Origin of the sequence: Mesorhizobium sp. LSJC285A00 (genome assembly GCF_000503155.1) — a bacterium.
Taxonomy (GTDB): domain Bacteria; phylum Pseudomonadota; class Alphaproteobacteria; order Rhizobiales; family Rhizobiaceae; genus Mesorhizobium.
Map to the genome: position 1 here is coordinate 105,856 of NZ_AYVK01000025.1, position 17,650 is coordinate 123,505.

Here is a 17,650-nt window from a genome sequence, read left to right on the forward strand (position 1 = left end):
CGGGTCTAATCAAATTGATAGAGCATGATGTCGTCCGAAAACCGCTTCACACTTTCGGCATCATGCTCTTTCTACAGACGGTGATCGGTTTGCGTCCTGTTTCCAGGCCGGTTGCCACCACCTCCGTATGGGCTTGCTCCCCGGTCGGGGAACGGAACTGATCCGATCTGTCATCAAATCGCGCCGACCACAATATCTCATTGTCGAGTCAGGTTCGGTCGATCAGCTTGGCGGCAAGGTGCGACAGCAGCTTCACCGCTTGACCATAGGTCTTGGCCTTTTCGGGGTTGGAGGCGTTGCCGTCCAGCGCCCGCTTGTAGACGCCCTGGCAGATGGCAGCCAAACGGAAGAAGGAGAAGGCGAGGAAGAAGCTCCAATTGTCGATGCCGGCCAGCCCGCGCCGACGGCAATACGCCGCGACATAGGCTTCCTCCAAGGGAAGGCCGAGGGCGGCGCGGTCGACGCCGCCAAGACCGCGAAAGCCCGAGGCGTGCGGCAAGCGCCATTGCATGCACTGGTAGGCGATGTCGGCAAAGGGGTGGCCAAGCGTCGACAGTTCCCAGTCGAGCACGGCCAGCACTTTCGGCTCATTGTGCGCGAAGATCATGTTGTCCAGCCGGTAGTCGCCATGCACGAGAGATTTTCGGCCGTCATCGGCCGGCGTATGCGTCTCCAGCCACGCGATCAGCAGGTCCATGTCGGCGACCGTGCCGGTCTCCGAGGCGCGGTACTGGCTGGTCCAGCGTGCCAGCTGGCGTTCGAAGTAATTGCCGGGTTTGCCGAAATCGCCGAGCCCGACCGCCTCGACATCGACATCGTGCAGGGCCGCCAGCGTGGCGTTCATAGCATCGTAGAGGGCGGCGCGCTCATCGTTGCCAGCGGCCTCCGGCAATGCCGGATCCCAGAAGATGCGGCCGTCGAGAAAATCCATGACGTAGAACATGCGGCCGATCGGCGTCGCCTCCGCCGACAGATGCAGCATCGCCGGCACCGGCACGGCGGTGCCGGCCAGCGCCTTCATGACCGTGAATTCGCGGTCGACCTGATGCGCCGATTTCAGCAACTGGCCCGGCGGCTTGGCGCGCAGGACATAGCGGCCGCTGGCCGCGGTCAGCAGATAGGTCGGGTTCGACTGGCCGGATTTGAATTTTTCGATGGAATGAAGCCTGGCAAAACCCGGGATGTGCGCCTCGAGATAGGGCGCTAGTGCCGTCCGGTCCAGCGCGTTGGCGTCGCCGCTCATGCGGTCTCCGGCTCACGCTCGATCAGCGTCAGCGTCAGCCAGCGCGCCGTCAGCGCCGGCTTCTTCGAGCCTTCGATCTCGATGGTCACGTCATGCGCCGTCTGCACCCAGCCCGACGGCCTGACCTTGACGTCGGCCAGCACGAAGCGGGTGCGGATGCGCGCGCCGGTCTTCACCGGCGCCAGGAAGCGCAGCGAATCGAAACCGTGGTTGACGCCCATCTTGCCCTTTTCCAGCGGCGGCATGGTCTCGAAGGTCATCGCCGAGAGCAGCGACAACGACAGGAAGCCATGCGCGATGGTGCCGCCGAACGGCGTCTCGTTTTTGGCCCGCTCGGGGTCGCAATGGATGAACTGGTGGTCGTCGGTGGCGTCGGCGAACTGGTCGATCATGGTCTGTGTGACCTCGCGCCATGGCGAGACGCCGACTTCCTTGCCGACGCTGGCCAGAAGCACATCGAGACTGATCGGTTCCACTGCGGTGTCCTCCCCTTGCCGCCGACCGCGGCTCATTCCTTGAACAATGTCAGCCCATGCTGCACCGACTGCCCGCCGTCGATCGGCAGGATGGCGCCGGTGACATAGGAACCGGCACGGCTGCACAAATAGAGCGTTGCGCCGCCGATGTCATCCGCCACGCCGATACGGCCGATGGGGACATGGCTGCCGACATGTCTGGCCTTTTCTTCGGTGCCGGTGGCAAAGGCGGTCATCCGGCTCTGGAAGGGGCCGGGGGCGAAGGCGTTGACGGTGATGCGCCGCGCCGCGAGTTCGATCGCCAGCGTGCGCGTCAGGTGGTGAACGGCGCCCTTGGACGCGGTGTAGGAATAGGCGTCGTCGGCCAGCGGCTGCGTGCCCATCACCGAGCCCAGGTTGATGACGCGGGCCGGATCGGCATCGCTCGCGGCGGCTTCCAGCAGCGGCAGCAATTCGCGCGTCAGATGGAAGACGGCGGTGACGTTGACGGCGAACACCTTGGCCCAGCCGCTATAGGGAAAATCCTCCAGGGAGGCACCCCAGGATATGCCGGCATTGTTGACCAGAATATGCAGCTTCTCGGTGCGCGCCTTGACCTCGCCGACCAGCGCGGCAATGCCTGCTTCGCTCGAGACGTCACCGGCAAAGCCTTCGGCACTGCCGGAGCCGCCGAGCCCGTTCAACTCAGCGGCGACCTTGATGCAATCCTCGCCCTTGCGTGAAGCGATCATCACGGTGGCGCCGGCTTGGACCAAAGCGGTCGCCACCATGCGGCCGATGCCGGTCGCGGCTCCCGTCACCAGCGCTGTCTTGCCGGCGACTGAGAACAGTTCTTCCAGATAGCTCATCGGAATTCCTCCGCGCTTTTCTGCTCACGGTCCGGGGCGAAAGGGGCTCGCGTTGACAAGGCTACCCGAAGTACGGTCATCCTTGCCACGGGTAAAGTGCCCAGATGCGTGAAAGGGTTGGAGACCGATGGCGGACATGAATCTCGGCATGACCGAGCGGCTGAAGCCGATCCACGCCCGTGTCGCCGCCATGGTGCGCGATGAGATCATGCCGCTCGATCATGATTTTTTGAGTGAGGTCGGCAAGGGCGGCGACCGCTGGGTCTACACCGCGCGGCAGACCGAGATCCTCGAGGGATTGAAGAAGACGGCCAAGGAGCGCGGCCTGTGGAATTTCTGGCTGACCGGGTCCGAGCGCGGCTATGGTCTCTCGACGGTCGAATACGCCTACCTCGCCGAGGAGATGGGCAAGGCGCATCTCGGCGCCGAGACCTTCAACTGCTCGGCGCCCGACACCGGCAATATGGAGGTGCTGGAGCGCTACGGCTCGGACGACCACAAGCAGGCATGGCTTGAGCCGCTGCTCGAGGGCAAGATCCGCTCGGCCTATCTGATGACCGAGCCGGACGTCGCTTCCTCCGACGCCACCAACATCGCCATGCGCTGCGAACGGCGAGGCGACGACTATGCACTCAACGGTGAGAAATGGTGGGCGTCGGGGGCCGGGGACCCGCGCTGCGCCATCTACATTGTCATGGTCCGCACCGGCGGCGAAGCCGAGCCGCAGCACCGCCGCCATTCGATGATCCTGGTGCCGTCCGACACCATGGGCGTGATCAAGCTTCGACCGATGCAGGTCTATGGCGATGACGACGCGCCGCACGGCCACATGCACCTCCGCTTCGACAATGTCAGGGTATCGGCCGGAAACCTGATCCTCGGCGAGGGCAGGGGGTTCGAGATCGCGCAGGGGCGGCTCGGCCCCGGCCGCATTCACCATTGCATGCGCGCCATCGGCCAAGCCGAAATGGCGCTGGAGCTGCTGTGCCAGCGCTCGGTGCGCCGCGAGGCCTTCGGCCAGCCATTGGCCAAGCTCGGCGCCAATTTCGATATCATCGCCGAGTGCCGCATGGAGATCGAGATGGCGCGGCTGCTCTGCCTCAAGGCGGCGTGGATGATCGACCAGGGCGATGCGCGCGCAGCCGCGCCCTGGATCAGCCAGATCAAGGTCATCGCACCGCGCGTCGCGCTCAAGGTCACCGACGAGGCCGTGCAGATGTTCGGGGCGCAAGGCATCAGCCAGGACACGCCGCTGGCACGCTCATGGACGCATCTGCGAACCCTGCGCCTTGCCGACGGGCCGGACGCGGTGCACCGCCGGCAGGTGGCGCGTACGGAACTCAGGAAATACACGCAGGAAAAGGTCTGAGCGGATGAAGGCCATTATCGCCCGCGATTTCGCGCCGCTCGACCAGCTCGTCCATGCCGACAATCTGAAGGCGCTGGTCGGCTGGCATCTCGCCGGCAAGGTTCGGCCGGCCATCGAAGGCACTTATCCGCTGGCCGATGCCGCCGCCGTGGTGACGCGCGTGCTTGGCCGTGGCGCATCCGGCAAGCTCATCCTCAAACTGTAAGGAGCCCCGCCATGGCGATCCCCTCAGACATGAAAGCACTGCTGCTGACCGGCGACGGCTACACCAGGACGCCCTCCGGCAGTGCGCTGGAGGCGATGGAGCCGTATCTCAAGCTTGGCAGCATCGGCGTGCCGACGCCCGGACCGAGCCAGGTTCTAATCAAGGTCAGCCTCGCCTCGATCAACCCGTCCGACGTCATGTTCATCAAGGGCCAGTACGGTCAGCCGCGCGCCAAGGGCCAGCCGGCCGGCTTCGAGGGTGTCGGCACGGTCGTTGCCAGCGGCGACGAGCCCTATGCGAAAAGCCTGATCGGCAAGCGCATCGCCTTCACCACCGGCGTCACCAATTGGGGCGCGTGGGCGGACTATGCAGTTGCCGAAGCTGCCGGCTGCATTCCGCTGCTCGACACGGTCCGCGACGAGGATGGCGCGGCGATGATCGTCAACCCGCTCACGGCGCTCGCCATGTTCGACATCGTCAAGGAGACGGGCGAAAAAGCCTTCATCATGACCGCCGGCGCCAGCCAGCTTTGCAAGCTGATCGCGGGTCTCGCCAAGGAGGCTGGGTTCCGGCCGATCGTCACCGTACGCCGCGACGAGCAGATTCCGCTGTTGAAGGAGATCGGGGCTGCCCATGTGCTCAACGAGAAGGCGCCGGATTTCAAGGCAGCACTACGCGATGTGGTCAAGGCCGAGCAGCCGCGCATCTTCCTCGATGCCGTGACCGGGCCGCTGGCCTCGGCGATCTTCGACGCCATGCCGAAGCGCTCGCGCTGGATCATCTATGGACGGCTCGATCCGGACACCACTGTCATCCGTGAGCCCGGCCAGATGATCTTCCAACACAAGCACATTGAAGGCTTCTGGCTGGTCGAATGGATGCGCCAGTTCCGCGACAAGCGCGGCCCGGCGATCATGGAAGCACAGAAGCGCTTTTCGGATGGGCTCTGGTCAACCGACGTGACGGCGGTGCTACCGCTGGATGAGGCGATGGCGAAGGCCCCGGCGGAGCTGGCCAAGCCGAACGGGAAGGTGTTTATTAGGCCGTAGATCAGAAGAGTTCGAGGTTCTCCCATGAAGCAACTGTGGTTCGTTGCAGTCGTCCTCACGGGGATGGCAGGCTCGATTTCTGCCGAGGCTGCTGACAAGTTCCCGCCTTCCTGGCGCAAGTCGATGACCAATGACCCCAGCACAAACTTCTTCCTCAAGAAGTATTCGGCCGCCCTGGACAATCCTGCTGCGACCGCAGTCAGAAACATCGTGCTGGCGCGAGAAGTCGGCTCGGAGTGTCAGTCGTCCAAGGTCAATAAAGCCAAGCTCAAAGCATATCGCGACAGCACGCTCGGCGCGCTTTCGCCTGACGCCCTCAAGGCAGCGGCGTTTGAAACCCGCGTTGCGCTGCGCGGCTTTGACTACCAAGATCTCGCTCACCTCTGTGCCGGGATAGACTATCAATTCGGGCCGAAAGGAGCACTGATCGCGGGTGCGATATCACCGGGGAAAGGTGAGCCGAGGTACCGGTACGACCCGGCCAACCCGTACATCCAACTGCCAGAATTCACTGGCAAATAGTGGAGGCGCACGAACGGTTTTCAGTGCTGACGACCGCCCCCTCCCTATATCTACAGCCACTGGAGCCAGCTACTCCGCCGGCTCGACATTGGCGTACGCCGCTTCCTCAAGCTCCCGCTTCAGCCTCGCTTCCTCATGCGCCTTCGGCGTGACGAAGCGGCCGAGCAGGAGGTAGGCGACCGGGGTCAGGAACAGCGTCGAGACGGTGGCGAGACCCAGCCCGCCGACGATGACCCAGCCGAGCGCGATGCGCGCTTCGGCACCGGCGCCGGCGGCCAGCACCAGCGGGACCCCGCCGAGGATGGTGCAGATCATCGTCATCATCACCGGCCGCAGGCGGATGATCGAGGCCTGCTCGATCGCCTCGCGCACGCCGAGGCCGCGGTCGCGCAGCTGGTTGGCGAATTCGACGATGAGGATGCCGTTCTTGGCCATGACGCCGACCAGAAGCACGAGGCCAATCTGGCTGTAGGCATTGAGGCTGGTGCCTGACAAAAGCAGCGCAAAGATTGCGCAGGCAAGGCCGAGGGGGACCGTCGCCATGATGATGACGGCGCTGACGAAGCTTTCGAACTGGGCGGCGAGCACCAGGAGGATGATGACCAGCGCGAAGCCGAAAATGGTGATCATGGCGCTGTTGGTCTCGCCGAGCGTCGCGGCTTCGGCCAGCGGCAGGACGCGGCTGCCCGGCGGCAGCAGCGGGGCGGCGATCTGCTCGGCAACGCCGAGCGCGTCACCCAGTGCGAAATTGCCGTTCAGGTTCGAGGTGATCGCCACAGAAGGCTGCTGCTGTTCGCGGGTCAGCGACGGCGGCACGGCGCGCTCGGTCAGCGTGGCGATGGTCGACATCGGCACGAAGCGGCCGTCGGCGGTCTTCAGGAAGATGTTTTCCAGATCGGTCGGATCATTGATCGGGTTGGTGGTCGAGACCAGCTTCACGCCATAGCTGCGGTCGGCGATGTAGACATCGACGACATCGTTGCCGTCGAGCATCGCCTGCAAGGTGTTGGCGAGCCCTGATATGTCGATGCCGAGATCGGAGGCGCGCTCGCGGTCTATGGCGACAGCCAGCTGCGGCTGCGTCGGGTCGATGGAAAGCCGCGGCGTCTGGAAGCGCGGATCGGCCTGCATCCGGGCGATGATCTTGACCGCCGCGTCGCCGAGCGCCTTGCGGTCGTTGCCGACCAGCGCGAATTGCAGGCCGTTGCCGGCGCCGCGAATGCCGAGGCTATTGGCCTGCACCGGGAAGATGCGCACGGATGGCACCTGCCGGGTCAGCTGGCTTATCTGCGCCATGATCTCCTGCTGGCTGCGCGTGCGCTCGTCCCACGGCGCCAGCGTCATCACCATGAAGCCGGAATTGTAGGCGCCGTTCTGGCCGGCGTTTTCGAAGGTCGAGACGATCTCGCCGGAATCGCGCAGCGGCTGGATCAGCCTCTCGATCTTCTGCATCTGCTGCGTGGTGTAATCGAGGCTGACGCCTTGCGGCGCGTTGATGCGCAACAGCACGACGGCGCGGTCCTCGCTCGGCGTCAGTTCCTGGCGGATGGTGCCGAACAGGCTGAAGGCGACGCCCGCAAACAGCACCGCAACCAGCAGCACGATCCACGGCGCGCCGAGGCAGGCATGCAGGGCGCGCTTGTAGGCCGCGTTCAGCGCGCCACCGACGCGCGCGCCAATGCCGTGACCGCCTTCATGGTGGAGCGATGCGCCGGTCAACATGCGCGAGGCCAGCATCGGGCACAGCGTCAGCGCCACCACGCAGGAGAGCAGCACCGACATGGCGAGGACGAAGCCGAATTCGCGAAACAGGCCGCCGGTCTGTCCCGGCAGGAAGGAGATCGGCACGAAAACGGCAACGAGCGTCAGCGTCGTGGCGATGACTGCGAAGAACACTTCTTGGGCGCCGAGCACGGCGGCGGCACGAGGCCCCATGCCTTCGTTGCGCCGTCGCACGATGTTTTCCAGAACGACGATGGCGTCGTCGACGACAAGGCCGGTTGCCAGCACCAGCGCCAGAAGCGTCAGGATGTTGATGGAGAAGCCGGCGAGATAGATGGCGGCGATGGTGCCAATCATGGCGACCGGCATTGACAGACCAGGGATCAGCGTCGCGCGCCAGTCGAGCAGGAAGATGTAGATGACGATCAGCACCATGGAGATCGACAGGCCGAGCGCGATCTCGACCTCGTGCACGGCGCCGTTGACGAAGACTGCGTCGTCGCTGGTGATCTTGATCGACATGCCCTTGGGCAGGTTTTCCTGCAGCTTGGCGACGGCTGCCTTCACTCCGGTGGAAATATCCAGCGTGTTCGATTCCGCCTGGCGGATGATGCCAAGGCCAATGCCGGTCTTGCCGTCGGAGCGCAACGAGGTCTGGCCGATGTCGGGACCGAGCGTGACGGTGGCGACGTCGCGGATGCGCGTCGTGCCGCCGATGATGATGTTTTCGAATTCTTCCGGCGTCGTCACATCGGCCGTGGTGCGGACGATGAGATCCTGGTTGGTGGTGGTGATCGAACCGGCTGGTGAATCGAAAGCGACCGAGGCAAGCGCTGCCCTCAGATCGGCCACAGTGAAGCCGAGGCTGGCGAGCTTGTTCTGGTCGACATCGATGCGGAAGATCTTGTCGCGGTCGCCATAGACCTGAACGTCGGCGACGCCAGGCACGGCAGCCAGTTCGTCCTCGATCTGGTCCTGGACGATCACCGTCATGTCCTGCACCGACATGGTGTCGGAGGTGACGGCCAGTCGCATCACGGCATCGGAATTCGCATCGGCCTTGACGATGCGCGGCGGGTCGGCGGTCTCCGGTATCATGTTGGCGACACGGCCGACCGCGTCGCGCACGTCGGAGGCGGCGACGTTCAAATCGACGCCGTCGTTGAACTCGATGGTGACGCGGCTCTGGCCGAAGGAAGAGGTCGACGAGATCGACTTGACGCCGGAGACGCGGGCGACCGCGCCCTCGATGGTGTCGGTCAGTTCACGGTCGACGGTTTCGGCGGCGGCACCCTCGAAGGCCGTCGACACGGTGACCACGGCGCGGTCGACATCGGGCAGTTCGCGGATTTCGACGCCATAGAAAGCGGCAAGGCCGGCCACTGCGATCAGCGTGTTCAGCACGAAGGCCATAACCGGCCTGCGGATGAAGAGTGCGGTGAAGCCGGTTTCGCTGGCGGTGCTGACGGGTGCAGTCATGAGCCTTCGGCAGCTTCCGCGGCGCGCTGATCCTGGCCGGCGATGCGGACCGCGCCGCCTTCGCTGACGCTCTGGGTGCCTTCGGTGACGACCATGTCGCCATCCTCGATCTCGGCGTCGATCAGCACCGTCTCGGTGTTGCGCTGGATGATGCGCACGGGAACGCGCCTGGCCTTGCCGTCCTCGACCTGCCAGACATAGGCGCCGTCGGAACCCCACAGGATTGCCAGCGGGCTGACGGCCGGATAGGTGTCGCCGGGGAAGCGCATGGTGATGCCGAACGACATGCCGGCGCGCAGCGAATCCGCCGGATTGGCGATTGCAGCCTTGACCAGCAGGGTGCGGCTCTTTTCGTCGATGTGGTTGTCGATGGCCGACACAGTGCCGGTATAGGCCTTGCTCGGATTGGCGATCGGCGTCGCCGACAGTTGCGCGCCGACCTTGACGGCGGCGGCGAAGCGCTCGGGCATCAGGAAATCGACCAGGATGGAGGAGCGGTCGTCAAGCGTGGCGATCGCCGACTGGCTGGTGACGTAATTGCCGGCCGATATCGGCAGGATGCCGACCGTGCCGGCGATAGGGGCGACGATCGAACGACGCTGCAAGGCGAGTTCGGCATCCTGCAGCGCCAGTTTGGCGCCGGCCAGCACCACTTGGGCATCGGCGACGGCGACCGGGGTCGCGGCGTTGGAGGCCCTCAATGATTTCACCCGCTCGAGCTTGTCCTGGGCATCCTGCAAGGCAAGCTTGGCACGATCTTGCGAGATCACCTCGGTCTCGGAATCGAGAACAGCGATGATCTGCCCCTTGTCGACGCGGGTGCCGGATTGGACGAGAAATTCAACGAGGCGCCCAGAGCTGTATGGGTTGACCGTCACCGAGGCGTTGGCGCGGCCGGTGCCGATCGCCTGCAGGCGATCGTTGATGGTGGCGGTGGTCGCCGGCAAGGCGACGACATTTGCCGGGCGGCCGGCAGCGTTGCGGCCGCCTGCCTGTTTTGTCGTGTCGACCGCACCGGTTGTGGCGGGCGCCGAAGCATAGGTCCAGTCGATGCCCCAGCGTGCTAGAACCTCCGGCGCGCCCGGGAAGAATCGCGCCCAGGCGAGGACAGCCGCGACCAGGATCACAAGCGCAAAAACGATCTGTTTCCAGGCGGCCATCGACACTCCGGTTGGCAAAACGTCTACCGGTTTCGCCAAGCAAAAAAACGCGCAGCGACGCACCCGGTATGTGCGAAGCCGCCGCAATATCATGGCTTTATGGCAATTCTGCCGCTTCCATGCACATTAAATCTGCGTAATTTTGCGCACTTGCGGCGGGGATTGAGCGTGTCAGCGCAGGCTTTCGAGGTCGCGGATGCGCCTGGCGCTGTCGGCCTCGAGCTGCCTGGTGACGGCGCCGATCAGCGTCTCGGCGACAACGAACAGAGCGGCGGAAGAGTCCCACGCCGAAGGCACGGCGGTGCGTCCGGCAATGACATGGCGGGCGAAGCGGGCGATCGGCGATAGCCACTGGTCGGTGAACAGCACGATCTGAACGCCGCGCTGATGCGCGGTCTGGGCAAAGCGGACCAGACTGTCCTGATAGCGCCTGATGTCGAAGATCACCAGCACGTCGCGCTTGCCCATGTCGATCAGCCGGTCGCGCCAGATGCTCTCCTGGCCGGCAAGGTGATAGACATCGGGCTGGATGATGGCGAGATGGGCGGCCATGTAGCGTGCCAACGGATCGGTGAAGCGGCCGCCGATCAGGAATGTCTTGCCGCGCCGGTCGGCAAGCCTTGCGGCGATGTCGGCAAGCTGTCTGTCGGAGAGATGCCTGAAGGTCTCGCGCATATTGTCCAGCGTCGCCTCCAGCATTGGCGATACTGCACCGCTTGGGGAGGCCGGGTTGAGCGTGCGCGATGCCGGCGACTGCAATTGCGCCGCCAGTTCGTCCTGCAGCGCCGACTGGAATTCGGGATAGTTCTGGAACCCCAGCCTGGAGACAAAGCGCAGGATGGTCGGCGACGATACGCCGGCGGCGGTCGAGAACTCGGCGACCGTCTTCAGCCCGATCAGCGGATAGTTCGCAATCAGTGTCTGCGCGGCGCGGCGCTCGCCGGCCGGCATCGTGCCGATGCGGTCCGAAATCAGTTCGGCAATGCTGGAAATCATCGTTTTCCCCACCCCTGAGCCCGTCCAGACCGCTTCCCCGAAATCGCATTTGACAAAGCCGGACAAACTGTATGAAATCATCCACAGGGACGCAATGAGGCAAAATACGTAACATAAGATACAGCGCTCCCCAGGGGACGGCAGACTATGGAGAGAGCACGGCCCGCCAGCCTTGCATCGTCTGATACCGTAGGGGTGACGAACCCCGGCGGGTCCAGCCCTTTCGTGCTGACCTGCGACCACGCTTCCAACTTCCTGCCGTCCGAATTCGGCACGCTTGGCCTGCCGGCCGAGGACCTCTCCCGCCACATCGCCTGGGACCCCGGCGCGCTGCCGGTGGCGCGCCGCATCGCGACCGCCCTCGATGCGACGCTCATCGAAACCCGCATCTCGCGCCTGATAATCGACTGCAACCGTCCGCTCGACGCACCGGACCTGGTGCCGCCGGTCAGCGAGACGACGGCCATTCCGGGCAATGCCGGCCTGTCGGACAGTGAGCGCGCCGAGCGCATCGCTTTGTCGTGGCGGCCGTTCCACGACACGATCGCATCGATCATCGACGACCGGCAGGCGCGTGGGCAGGACACCCGGCTGGTGTCGGTGCATTCCTTCACGCCGGTCTACAAGGGCAAGAACCGGCCCTGGCATATCGGCATCATCCATGATGACGACCGCCGGCTGGCGTCGCCGCTGATAGCGGCGCTGCAGCGGCTCTCCGGCGTCACTGTCGGCATCAACGAGCCCTATTCGCCGGCCGACCGCGTATATTTCACTTTGGAGCGCCATGCACGCTCGCGCGGCCTTGCCTGCGCAATGATCGAAATCCGCAACGACGAGATCTCCGGCGAGACCGGGCAGCGGAAATGGGCGGATCTGCTCACGGGCATTTTTTCTGACCTGGAACCCGAGGAGGCCAAGGGTTCCCGGCGACACGCAATGGGAAAGTCAGTTCAATCGGCCAGCTAGAAAAACAGGGGACGAAAATGGCAGGACCGGACAAATCAGACGCTGAAAGATCGGAGGATGTAAAAACCCTCCATAGCATGGGCTATGCCCAGGAGTTGGCTCGCCGCATGAGCGGCTTCTCGAATTTCGCAATTTCCTTTTCGATCATTTGTATTCTGGCGGGCGGCATCACGTCCTTCCCGCTGGCCATGGCGACCGGCAGCGGCTTCGAGGCGACTGTCGGCTGGGTCATCGGCGGCGTCTTTGCACTTGTCGTTGCCGCGTCCCTTGGCCAGATCGGCTCGGCCTACCCAACGGCCGGCGGTCTCTACCACTGGTCGTCAATTCTCGGCGGGCGCGGCTGGGGCTGGGCCACGGCCTGGATCAACTTGCTCGGCCTGGTCTTCGTCGTCGCCTCGGTCAATGTCGGCGTCTACGCGCTGTTCAAGGACCTTGTCTGGTCCGGCGTGTTCGGCAACGACGTCTCCGCGTGGGGCTATCAGGAGCAGGTGATCGGCGTTGTGATCATCACGGTCGCACAGGCGCTGATCAACCATTTCGGTATCAGGCTCACCACCATGCTGACGGATTTCTCGGGCTACCTCATTCTGGTCGTCGCCGTCGTGTTGACCGCGATGTTCCTGATCTGGGGCGCAAGCTGGGATTTCTCGCGGCTCACCACCTTCGTCAACAACACCGGTGATCCAGGCGCAGGCTACGTTCCGACCGCACGGACGGCACTCGTCGCCTTCCTGATCGGCCTGCTCTACCCACTCTACACCATCACCGGCTTCGACGCTTCGGCCCACACGTCCGAAGAGACCCACAATGCCCGCGTGGCGGTGCCGCGCGGCATGATCCATTCGGTCCTGTGGTCGCTGGTGTTCGGCTTCGTCATGGCCGTTTCGTTCGTACTGGCCAGCCCCGATCTGGCAGCGACGGCCAAGGATGGCGCCAATGCCTGGTTCAATCTCTTCAACAAGCTGCCGGCACCATTCCTGCTGAAGAGCATCATTGCCATCGCAATCGTGCTGGCGAACTTCATCTGCGCTCTCGCCGGACTGACGTCGACCTCGCGCATGATCTTTGCCTTCGCGCGTGACGGCGGCCTGCCCGGTTCGTCGGTGTGGAAAACCGTCAGCCCGACATGGCGCACGCCGGTGGCGGCAATCTGGCTCGGAGCGGTGCTCGCGGTCGCAGCGACATTGTACTCGCCGGCTTTTGCCGCACTGGCGGCCGGCTGTGCATTGTTCCTCTACGTGTCCTACGCCATGCCCGTGGCCGCCGGCCTGCTTGCCGAGGGCAAGAGCTGGACCGAATTCGGCCCGTTCCGCCTCGGCATCTGGTCCAAGCCGTTCGCCGTCATCACGGTGCTTGGCGTTCTGGTGCTGATGTATGCCGGCATCCAGCCGCCCTTCGACATCCTGATCAACTATGCCATCGGCCTGATCGTTCTGCTCATGGTGCTGTGGTTCGGCATCGAATCGCGCCGCTTCAAGGGCCCGCCGATCGGCGCCGACATTGCTCGCCGCGCTTCGGAGATCGCGGCCGCGGAAGCAGCCGTCGGCCAGACGGCAGGCTAACAGCAAAGACTAGATGCTCCGGCCGGCGCAAGCCGACCGGGGCAGGGCCGGCCAGCTAAGAATGCAAAGGGGACTACAATGGCAGCACCGGGTTATTCAGACACAGACAAGGCGGAAGACGTAAAGCACCTCCATTCCATGGGCTACGCCCAGGAACTTGAGCGGCGGCTAAGCCGCTTCTCCAACTTCGCCGTTTCCTTCTCCATCATCTGCATCCTGTCGGGCGGCATCAATTCGCTGGCGCAGGCAACGTCGGGCGCCGGCGGTATCGGTATCGGCATCGGCTGGCTGGTCGGCTGCTTCGTTTCGCTCACCTTCGCGGTCGCCATGTCGCAGATCAGCTCGGCCTATCCGACGGCCGGCGGCCTCTATCACTGGGGTTCGATCCTTGGCAATCGCGGCACCGGCTGGGTGACGGCCTGGCTCAACCTGCTCGGCCTGATCACCGTGCTCGGCGCCATCAATGTCGGCACCTGGACGTTCTTCATCGGCGCCTTCGGGCCGACGCTCGGCATCGAGGGTACGCTGACCAATCAGATGATCTTCCTGGTCATCATCACTGGCGCCCAGGCGCTGATCAACCATCTCGGCATCAAGCTGACTGCGAAGTTGACCGACTTTTCGGGCTACCTGATCTTCTTCGGCTCGATCCTGATTGCTGTCGTCTGCCTGTTCTCCGCCGAGACCTGGGATTTCAGCCGGCTCTTCACCTTCCACAACTACTCGGGTGAGGCCGGCGCCAGCGTCTGGCCGTCCGTCTCGAACGCCTGGGTGTTCGCTCTCGGCCTTCTGCTGCCGATCTACACCATCACCGGCTACGATGCTTCGGCACACACTTCCGAGGAAACCATCAAGGCGGCCTCATCGGTGCCGCGTGCGATGGTGATGTCGGTTATCTGGTCGGCGGTCTTCGGCTATTTGTTCCTGGCCGCCTTCGTGCTGATGATCCCCAACATGGACGACGCCGCCAAGCAGGGTTGGAACGTGTTCTTCTGGGCCTTCGACCAGCGCGTCAGTCCCGGCCTCAAGGAGTTCGTCTACCTCGTCGTGTTCATCGCCCAGCTGTTGTGCGGCCTCGCAACCGTCACCTCGGCTTCGCGCATGATCTTTGCCTTCTCGCGTGACGGCGGCCTGCCGGGCTCGTCGGCACTGGCCAAGGTCAGCCCGACCTATCGCACGCCGGTGGCGGCGATCTGGACGGCGTCGGTCCTGTCGGTGCTGTTCGTCTGGGGTTCGACGCTGGTTTCGGTCGCCGGTACTTCGGCCTACACCATCGTCGTGTCCTGCACCGTCATCTTCCTGTTCCTGTCCTTCACCGTGCCGATCGTGCTCGGCATGCTGGCCTGGGGCACGCCGAAGTGGGACAAGATGGGACCGTGGAACCTGGGCCGTGGCATCTTCATGCTGTTCGGGGTCCTTTCCATAGTGTCGATGATCCTGATCTTCATCATCGGCATCCAGCCGCCGAACGACTGGGCGCTGTACATCACCGTCGGCTTCTTCATCCTGACGGCGATTGTCTGGTTCGCCTTCGAGCGCAATCGCTTCCAGGGCCCGCCGCTGGGCGACATCATCGCGGCGCGTCAGGCAGCGATCAAGGCTGCCGAACAGGCTGTCGGCGAAACCGGCCACTGACGTCACCATCATGGCCATGGCCGGCGTGCAGCCGGCTATGGTTTCGTCCTCAACGACCAAGCACTGGAGTGCCAAAGGAATGGCCGGAAATTTCTCGTTCGATCAGTTGAAGAAAGCGGTCTCCAATGGCGAGATCGACACGGTGCTGGCCTGCATCGTCGACATGCAGGGGCGGCTCGCGGGAAAGCGTTTCCTGGCGCAGTACTTTGTGGATTCTGCTCATGACGAGACGCATGGCTGCAACTATCTGCTCGCCGCCGACATCGATATGGAGCCGGTGCCGGGCTACAAGGCGGCAAGCTGGTCGAAGGGCTATGGCGACTTCGTCATGAAGCCGGACCTTGCGACGCTGCGGCGGATTCCGTGGCTGGAAAAGACCGCGCTGGTGATCTGCGACGTGCTCGACCACCACACCCATGACGACCTTCCGCATTCGCCGCGCGCGATGCTGAAAAAGCAGGTCAAGCGGCTCACCGAGCGCGGCTATATCGGCTACTTCGCCTCCGAGCTCGAATTCTACCTGTTCAACGAGACCTACGATTCCGCCCGCAAGAAGCACTGGCAGGGGCTCGACACCGCTTCGCCCTATATTGGCGACTACCAGATCGGCATCACCACCAAGGAAGAAGGCGTCATGCGCCGGCTTCGCAACGAGATGGAAGCGGCGGGCATTCCGATCGAAAACTCCAAGGGCGAATGGGGCCCGGGCCAGGAAGAGATCAATGTGCGCTATGCCGAGGCGCTCGACATGGCGGACCGCCACGTCATCCTGAAGAACGGCGCCAAGGAGATTGCCGAGTCCGAAGGCAAGTCGATTTCCTTCATGTCGAAATACAATTACGGGCTCGCGGGCAACTCCAGCCACATCCACAATTCGCTGTGGAGCGCCGATGGCAAGACGCCATTGTTCTTCGACAAGAAGGCGGACTGGACTTTGTCCACGCTTGGCCAGCAATGGGCGGCTGGGCAGCTCAAATACGCCAGGGAGTTTACCTGGTTCCTGGCGCCCTACATCAACTCCTACAAGCGCTTCCAGGCCGGCACCTTCGCACCGACCAAGATCATGTGGAGCGAGGACAACCGCACCGCCGGCTTCCGCCTGTGCGGTGAGGGCACCAAGGGCATCCGCATGGAATGCCGCATCGGCGGCGCCGACCTAAACCCCTATCTCGCTTTCGCGGCGCTGATCGCCGCCGGCCTTGCCGGCATCGACGAGAAGCTCGAACTGCAGAAGCCGTTCGTCGGCGATGCCTACCAGGCCTCGCGCCTGCCGGAGATCCCGAAAACGCTGCGTGACGCCACCGAGACGCTGGCCAAGTCGAAGATGCTGAAGCAGGCGCTCGGCGACGATGTGCTCGAACATTATGTCCACACCGCAAAGTGGGAGCAGTTCGAATACGACCGCCGCATTACGGATTGGGAACTGCACAGAGGGTTCGAGCGGTACTAAAACTTTATACAGCTTTAATGTTGACAATGTGGTGAAGTTAGTACCATATGGTACCTGTAAACTGCAGTGCGCTACATTGAGGAGTTTGCAATGTCCAAATATGCGCCGCTCAAGGACTTTCTCATTGCCCAGAATGTCGATCGCGTTCCGATGTCGTTCGCCGAAATCGAGAGAGTGCTCAATCTGCCGCTGCCCGCATCGAAGCAATACCCTGCGTGGTGGAGCAACAATCCGAGCAACAATCCCATGACAAGGGAGTGGCTTGAGGCTGGGTTCGAGACCGAATCCGTCAATATAGGGAGTGGGAAACTGGTATTTCGCCGCGTTCGCAAAGAGCCCATTTCGGCGCCGCCCAGTGGTAGCGTGCCTGCCGCGCCAAAGGAGGCGCGCGCGGATCGCCACCCCGGTTTTGGTTTCATGAAGGGCCTGATAACGATCGAAGCCGGATTTGATATCACCAAACCTTTCGATGACGAGCCATGGGACCGGGGCTATCTGGGCGGTGAGGCTGACGCGCGTGACGGCAAACTTGCGGTGCGTAAATGAGCGAAGGGCCAAACCTGCTTCTGGATACATGTGCGATGATCTTTGTCGCCAACGATAGTCTGATCGATCCGCACGCAAGCCGGGAGATTTCGGAAGCGGCCTATGACGGCCGTCTGTATCTTTCGCCGATGTCGGCATGGGAGATCGGAATTGGCGTAGCCAAGGGCCGGCTCAATCTGCCATTGGCGCCACTCGACTTCGTGGAGCGATTCATCGAGCGAATGTCGGCAAAGCTCAGCGCTATCTCACCAGCCATTCTGATTGCGTCATCCAACCTGCCCGGTCCGCCTCATGGTGATCCGATGGATCGGATACTGATGGCAAGTGCGAGAGCGTTGGACATGGTTCTGGTGACGCGTGACGAGCCCATCCTTCGCTATGGCCGCAATGGCCATCTGCGCACCCTAGCCTGCTAAACTGGA

Annotated in this window: 16 protein-coding genes; 10 read left to right on the plus strand and 6 right to left on the minus strand. The window is 63.4% G+C overall.

What is annotated here, in order from left to right:
• Nucleotides 1–208: 208 nt before the first annotated feature.
• The 3 genes from X726_RS149295 to X726_RS149285 are packed head-to-tail and all read right to left on the minus strand — an operon-like array spanning nt 209 to nt 2,567.
• A complete protein-coding gene (locus X726_RS149295) occupies nt 209–1,243 on the minus strand; it encodes a phosphotransferase (protein ID WP_023671151.1) in 1,035 nt (344 codons plus the stop codon).
• Entirely contained in the window at nt 1,240–1,755 is a 516-nt protein-coding gene (locus tag X726_RS149290; RefSeq protein ID WP_280790513.1) for a MaoC family dehydratase, read from the minus strand. The genes X726_RS149295 and X726_RS149290 overlap by 4 nt, the downstream gene beginning before the upstream one ends.
• Nucleotides 1,752–2,567, minus strand: coding sequence for an SDR family oxidoreductase (locus X726_RS149285; protein WP_023671153.1), 816 nt, complete (start codon nt 2,565–2,567; stop codon nt 1,752–1,754). Before X726_RS149285 ends, X726_RS149290 begins: the two co-directional genes overlap by 4 nt.
• 127 nt (nt 2,568–2,694) lie before the next feature.
• Between X726_RS149285 and X726_RS149280 the strand changes: the two genes are divergently transcribed.
• Genes X726_RS149280 through X726_RS149265 form a run of 4 tightly spaced genes read left to right on the plus strand, consistent with a single transcriptional unit; the run spans nt 2,695 to nt 5,712 of the window.
• Nucleotides 2,695–3,936, plus strand: coding sequence for an acyl-CoA dehydrogenase family protein (locus tag X726_RS149280; RefSeq protein WP_023671154.1), 1,242 nt, complete (start codon nt 2,695–2,697; stop codon nt 3,934–3,936).
• Nucleotides 3,857–4,141, plus strand: coding sequence for a zinc-binding dehydrogenase (locus X726_RS1000000171165; protein WP_196813644.1), 285 nt, complete (start codon nt 3,857–3,859; stop codon nt 4,139–4,141). Before X726_RS149280 ends, X726_RS1000000171165 begins: the two co-directional genes overlap by 80 nt.
• Before the next feature lie 11 nt (nt 4,142–4,152).
• The gene (locus tag X726_RS149270; RefSeq protein WP_023671156.1) at nt 4,153–5,190 is read left to right on the plus strand and encodes a zinc-binding dehydrogenase; all 1,038 of its coding nucleotides are present in this window, start codon (nt 4,153–4,155) and stop codon (nt 5,188–5,190) included.
• A 24-nt stretch (nt 5,191–5,214) separates the two neighbouring features.
• Entirely contained in the window at nt 5,215–5,712 is a 498-nt protein-coding gene (locus tag X726_RS149265) for a hypothetical protein (RefSeq protein ID WP_023671157.1), read from the plus strand.
• Between the two features lie 69 nt (nt 5,713–5,781).
• Here the strand turns inward: X726_RS149265 and X726_RS149260 are convergent, their stop codons facing one another.
• The 3 genes from X726_RS149260 to X726_RS149250 all read right to left on the minus strand — a co-directional run bounded on the left by X726_RS149260 (nt 5,782) and on the right by X726_RS149250 (nt 11,069).
• Nucleotides 5,782–8,913 (minus strand): efflux RND transporter permease subunit, encoded by a 3,132-nt coding sequence (locus tag X726_RS149260; protein ID WP_023671158.1) that lies wholly within the window; start codon nt 8,911–8,913, stop codon nt 5,782–5,784.
• Nucleotides 8,910–10,073: an efflux RND transporter periplasmic adaptor subunit gene (locus tag X726_RS149255; protein ID WP_023671159.1), complete on the minus strand. Its 1,164-nt coding sequence runs from the start codon at nt 10,071–10,073 to the stop codon at nt 8,910–8,912. Before X726_RS149255 ends, X726_RS149260 begins: the two co-directional genes overlap by 4 nt.
• Before the next feature lie 171 nt (nt 10,074–10,244).
• Complete coding sequence (locus tag X726_RS149250) at nt 10,245–11,069, minus strand: MurR/RpiR family transcriptional regulator (protein ID WP_023671160.1); 825 nt, start codon at nt 11,067–11,069, stop codon at nt 10,245–10,247.
• A gap of 147 nt (nt 11,070–11,216) precedes the next feature.
• On the opposite strand from X726_RS149250, the gene X726_RS149245 reads away from it, so the two are divergent.
• From X726_RS149245 to X726_RS149220, 6 genes are all read left to right on the plus strand, one after another.
• Nucleotides 11,217–12,035 (plus strand): N-formylglutamate amidohydrolase, encoded by an 819-nt coding sequence (locus tag X726_RS149245; RefSeq protein WP_023671161.1) that lies wholly within the window; start codon nt 11,217–11,219, stop codon nt 12,033–12,035.
• A gap of 17 nt (nt 12,036–12,052) precedes the next feature.
• The gene (locus tag X726_RS149240) at nt 12,053–13,597 is read left to right on the plus strand and encodes an amino acid permease (RefSeq protein ID WP_023671162.1); all 1,545 of its coding nucleotides are present in this window, start codon (nt 12,053–12,055) and stop codon (nt 13,595–13,597) included.
• A 78-nt stretch (nt 13,598–13,675) separates the two neighbouring features.
• Nucleotides 13,676–15,232: an amino acid permease gene (locus X726_RS149235; protein WP_023671163.1), complete on the plus strand. Its 1,557-nt coding sequence runs from the start codon at nt 13,676–13,678 to the stop codon at nt 15,230–15,232.
• Between the two features lie 79 nt (nt 15,233–15,311).
• On the plus strand, nt 15,312–16,682 hold the full coding sequence (locus X726_RS149230; protein ID WP_023671164.1) for a glutamine synthetase family protein: 1,371 nt from the start codon (nt 15,312–15,314) through the stop codon (nt 16,680–16,682).
• Between the two features lie 90 nt (nt 16,683–16,772).
• A complete protein-coding gene (locus tag X726_RS149225; RefSeq protein WP_023671165.1) occupies nt 16,773–17,228 on the plus strand; it encodes a hypothetical protein in 456 nt (151 codons plus the stop codon).
• Nucleotides 17,225–17,644, plus strand: coding sequence for a type II toxin-antitoxin system VapC family toxin (locus X726_RS149220; RefSeq protein ID WP_023804693.1), 420 nt, complete (start codon nt 17,225–17,227; stop codon nt 17,642–17,644). The genes X726_RS149225 and X726_RS149220 overlap by 4 nt, the downstream gene beginning before the upstream one ends.
• The last annotated feature ends 6 nt before the right edge of the window (nt 17,645–17,650 follow it).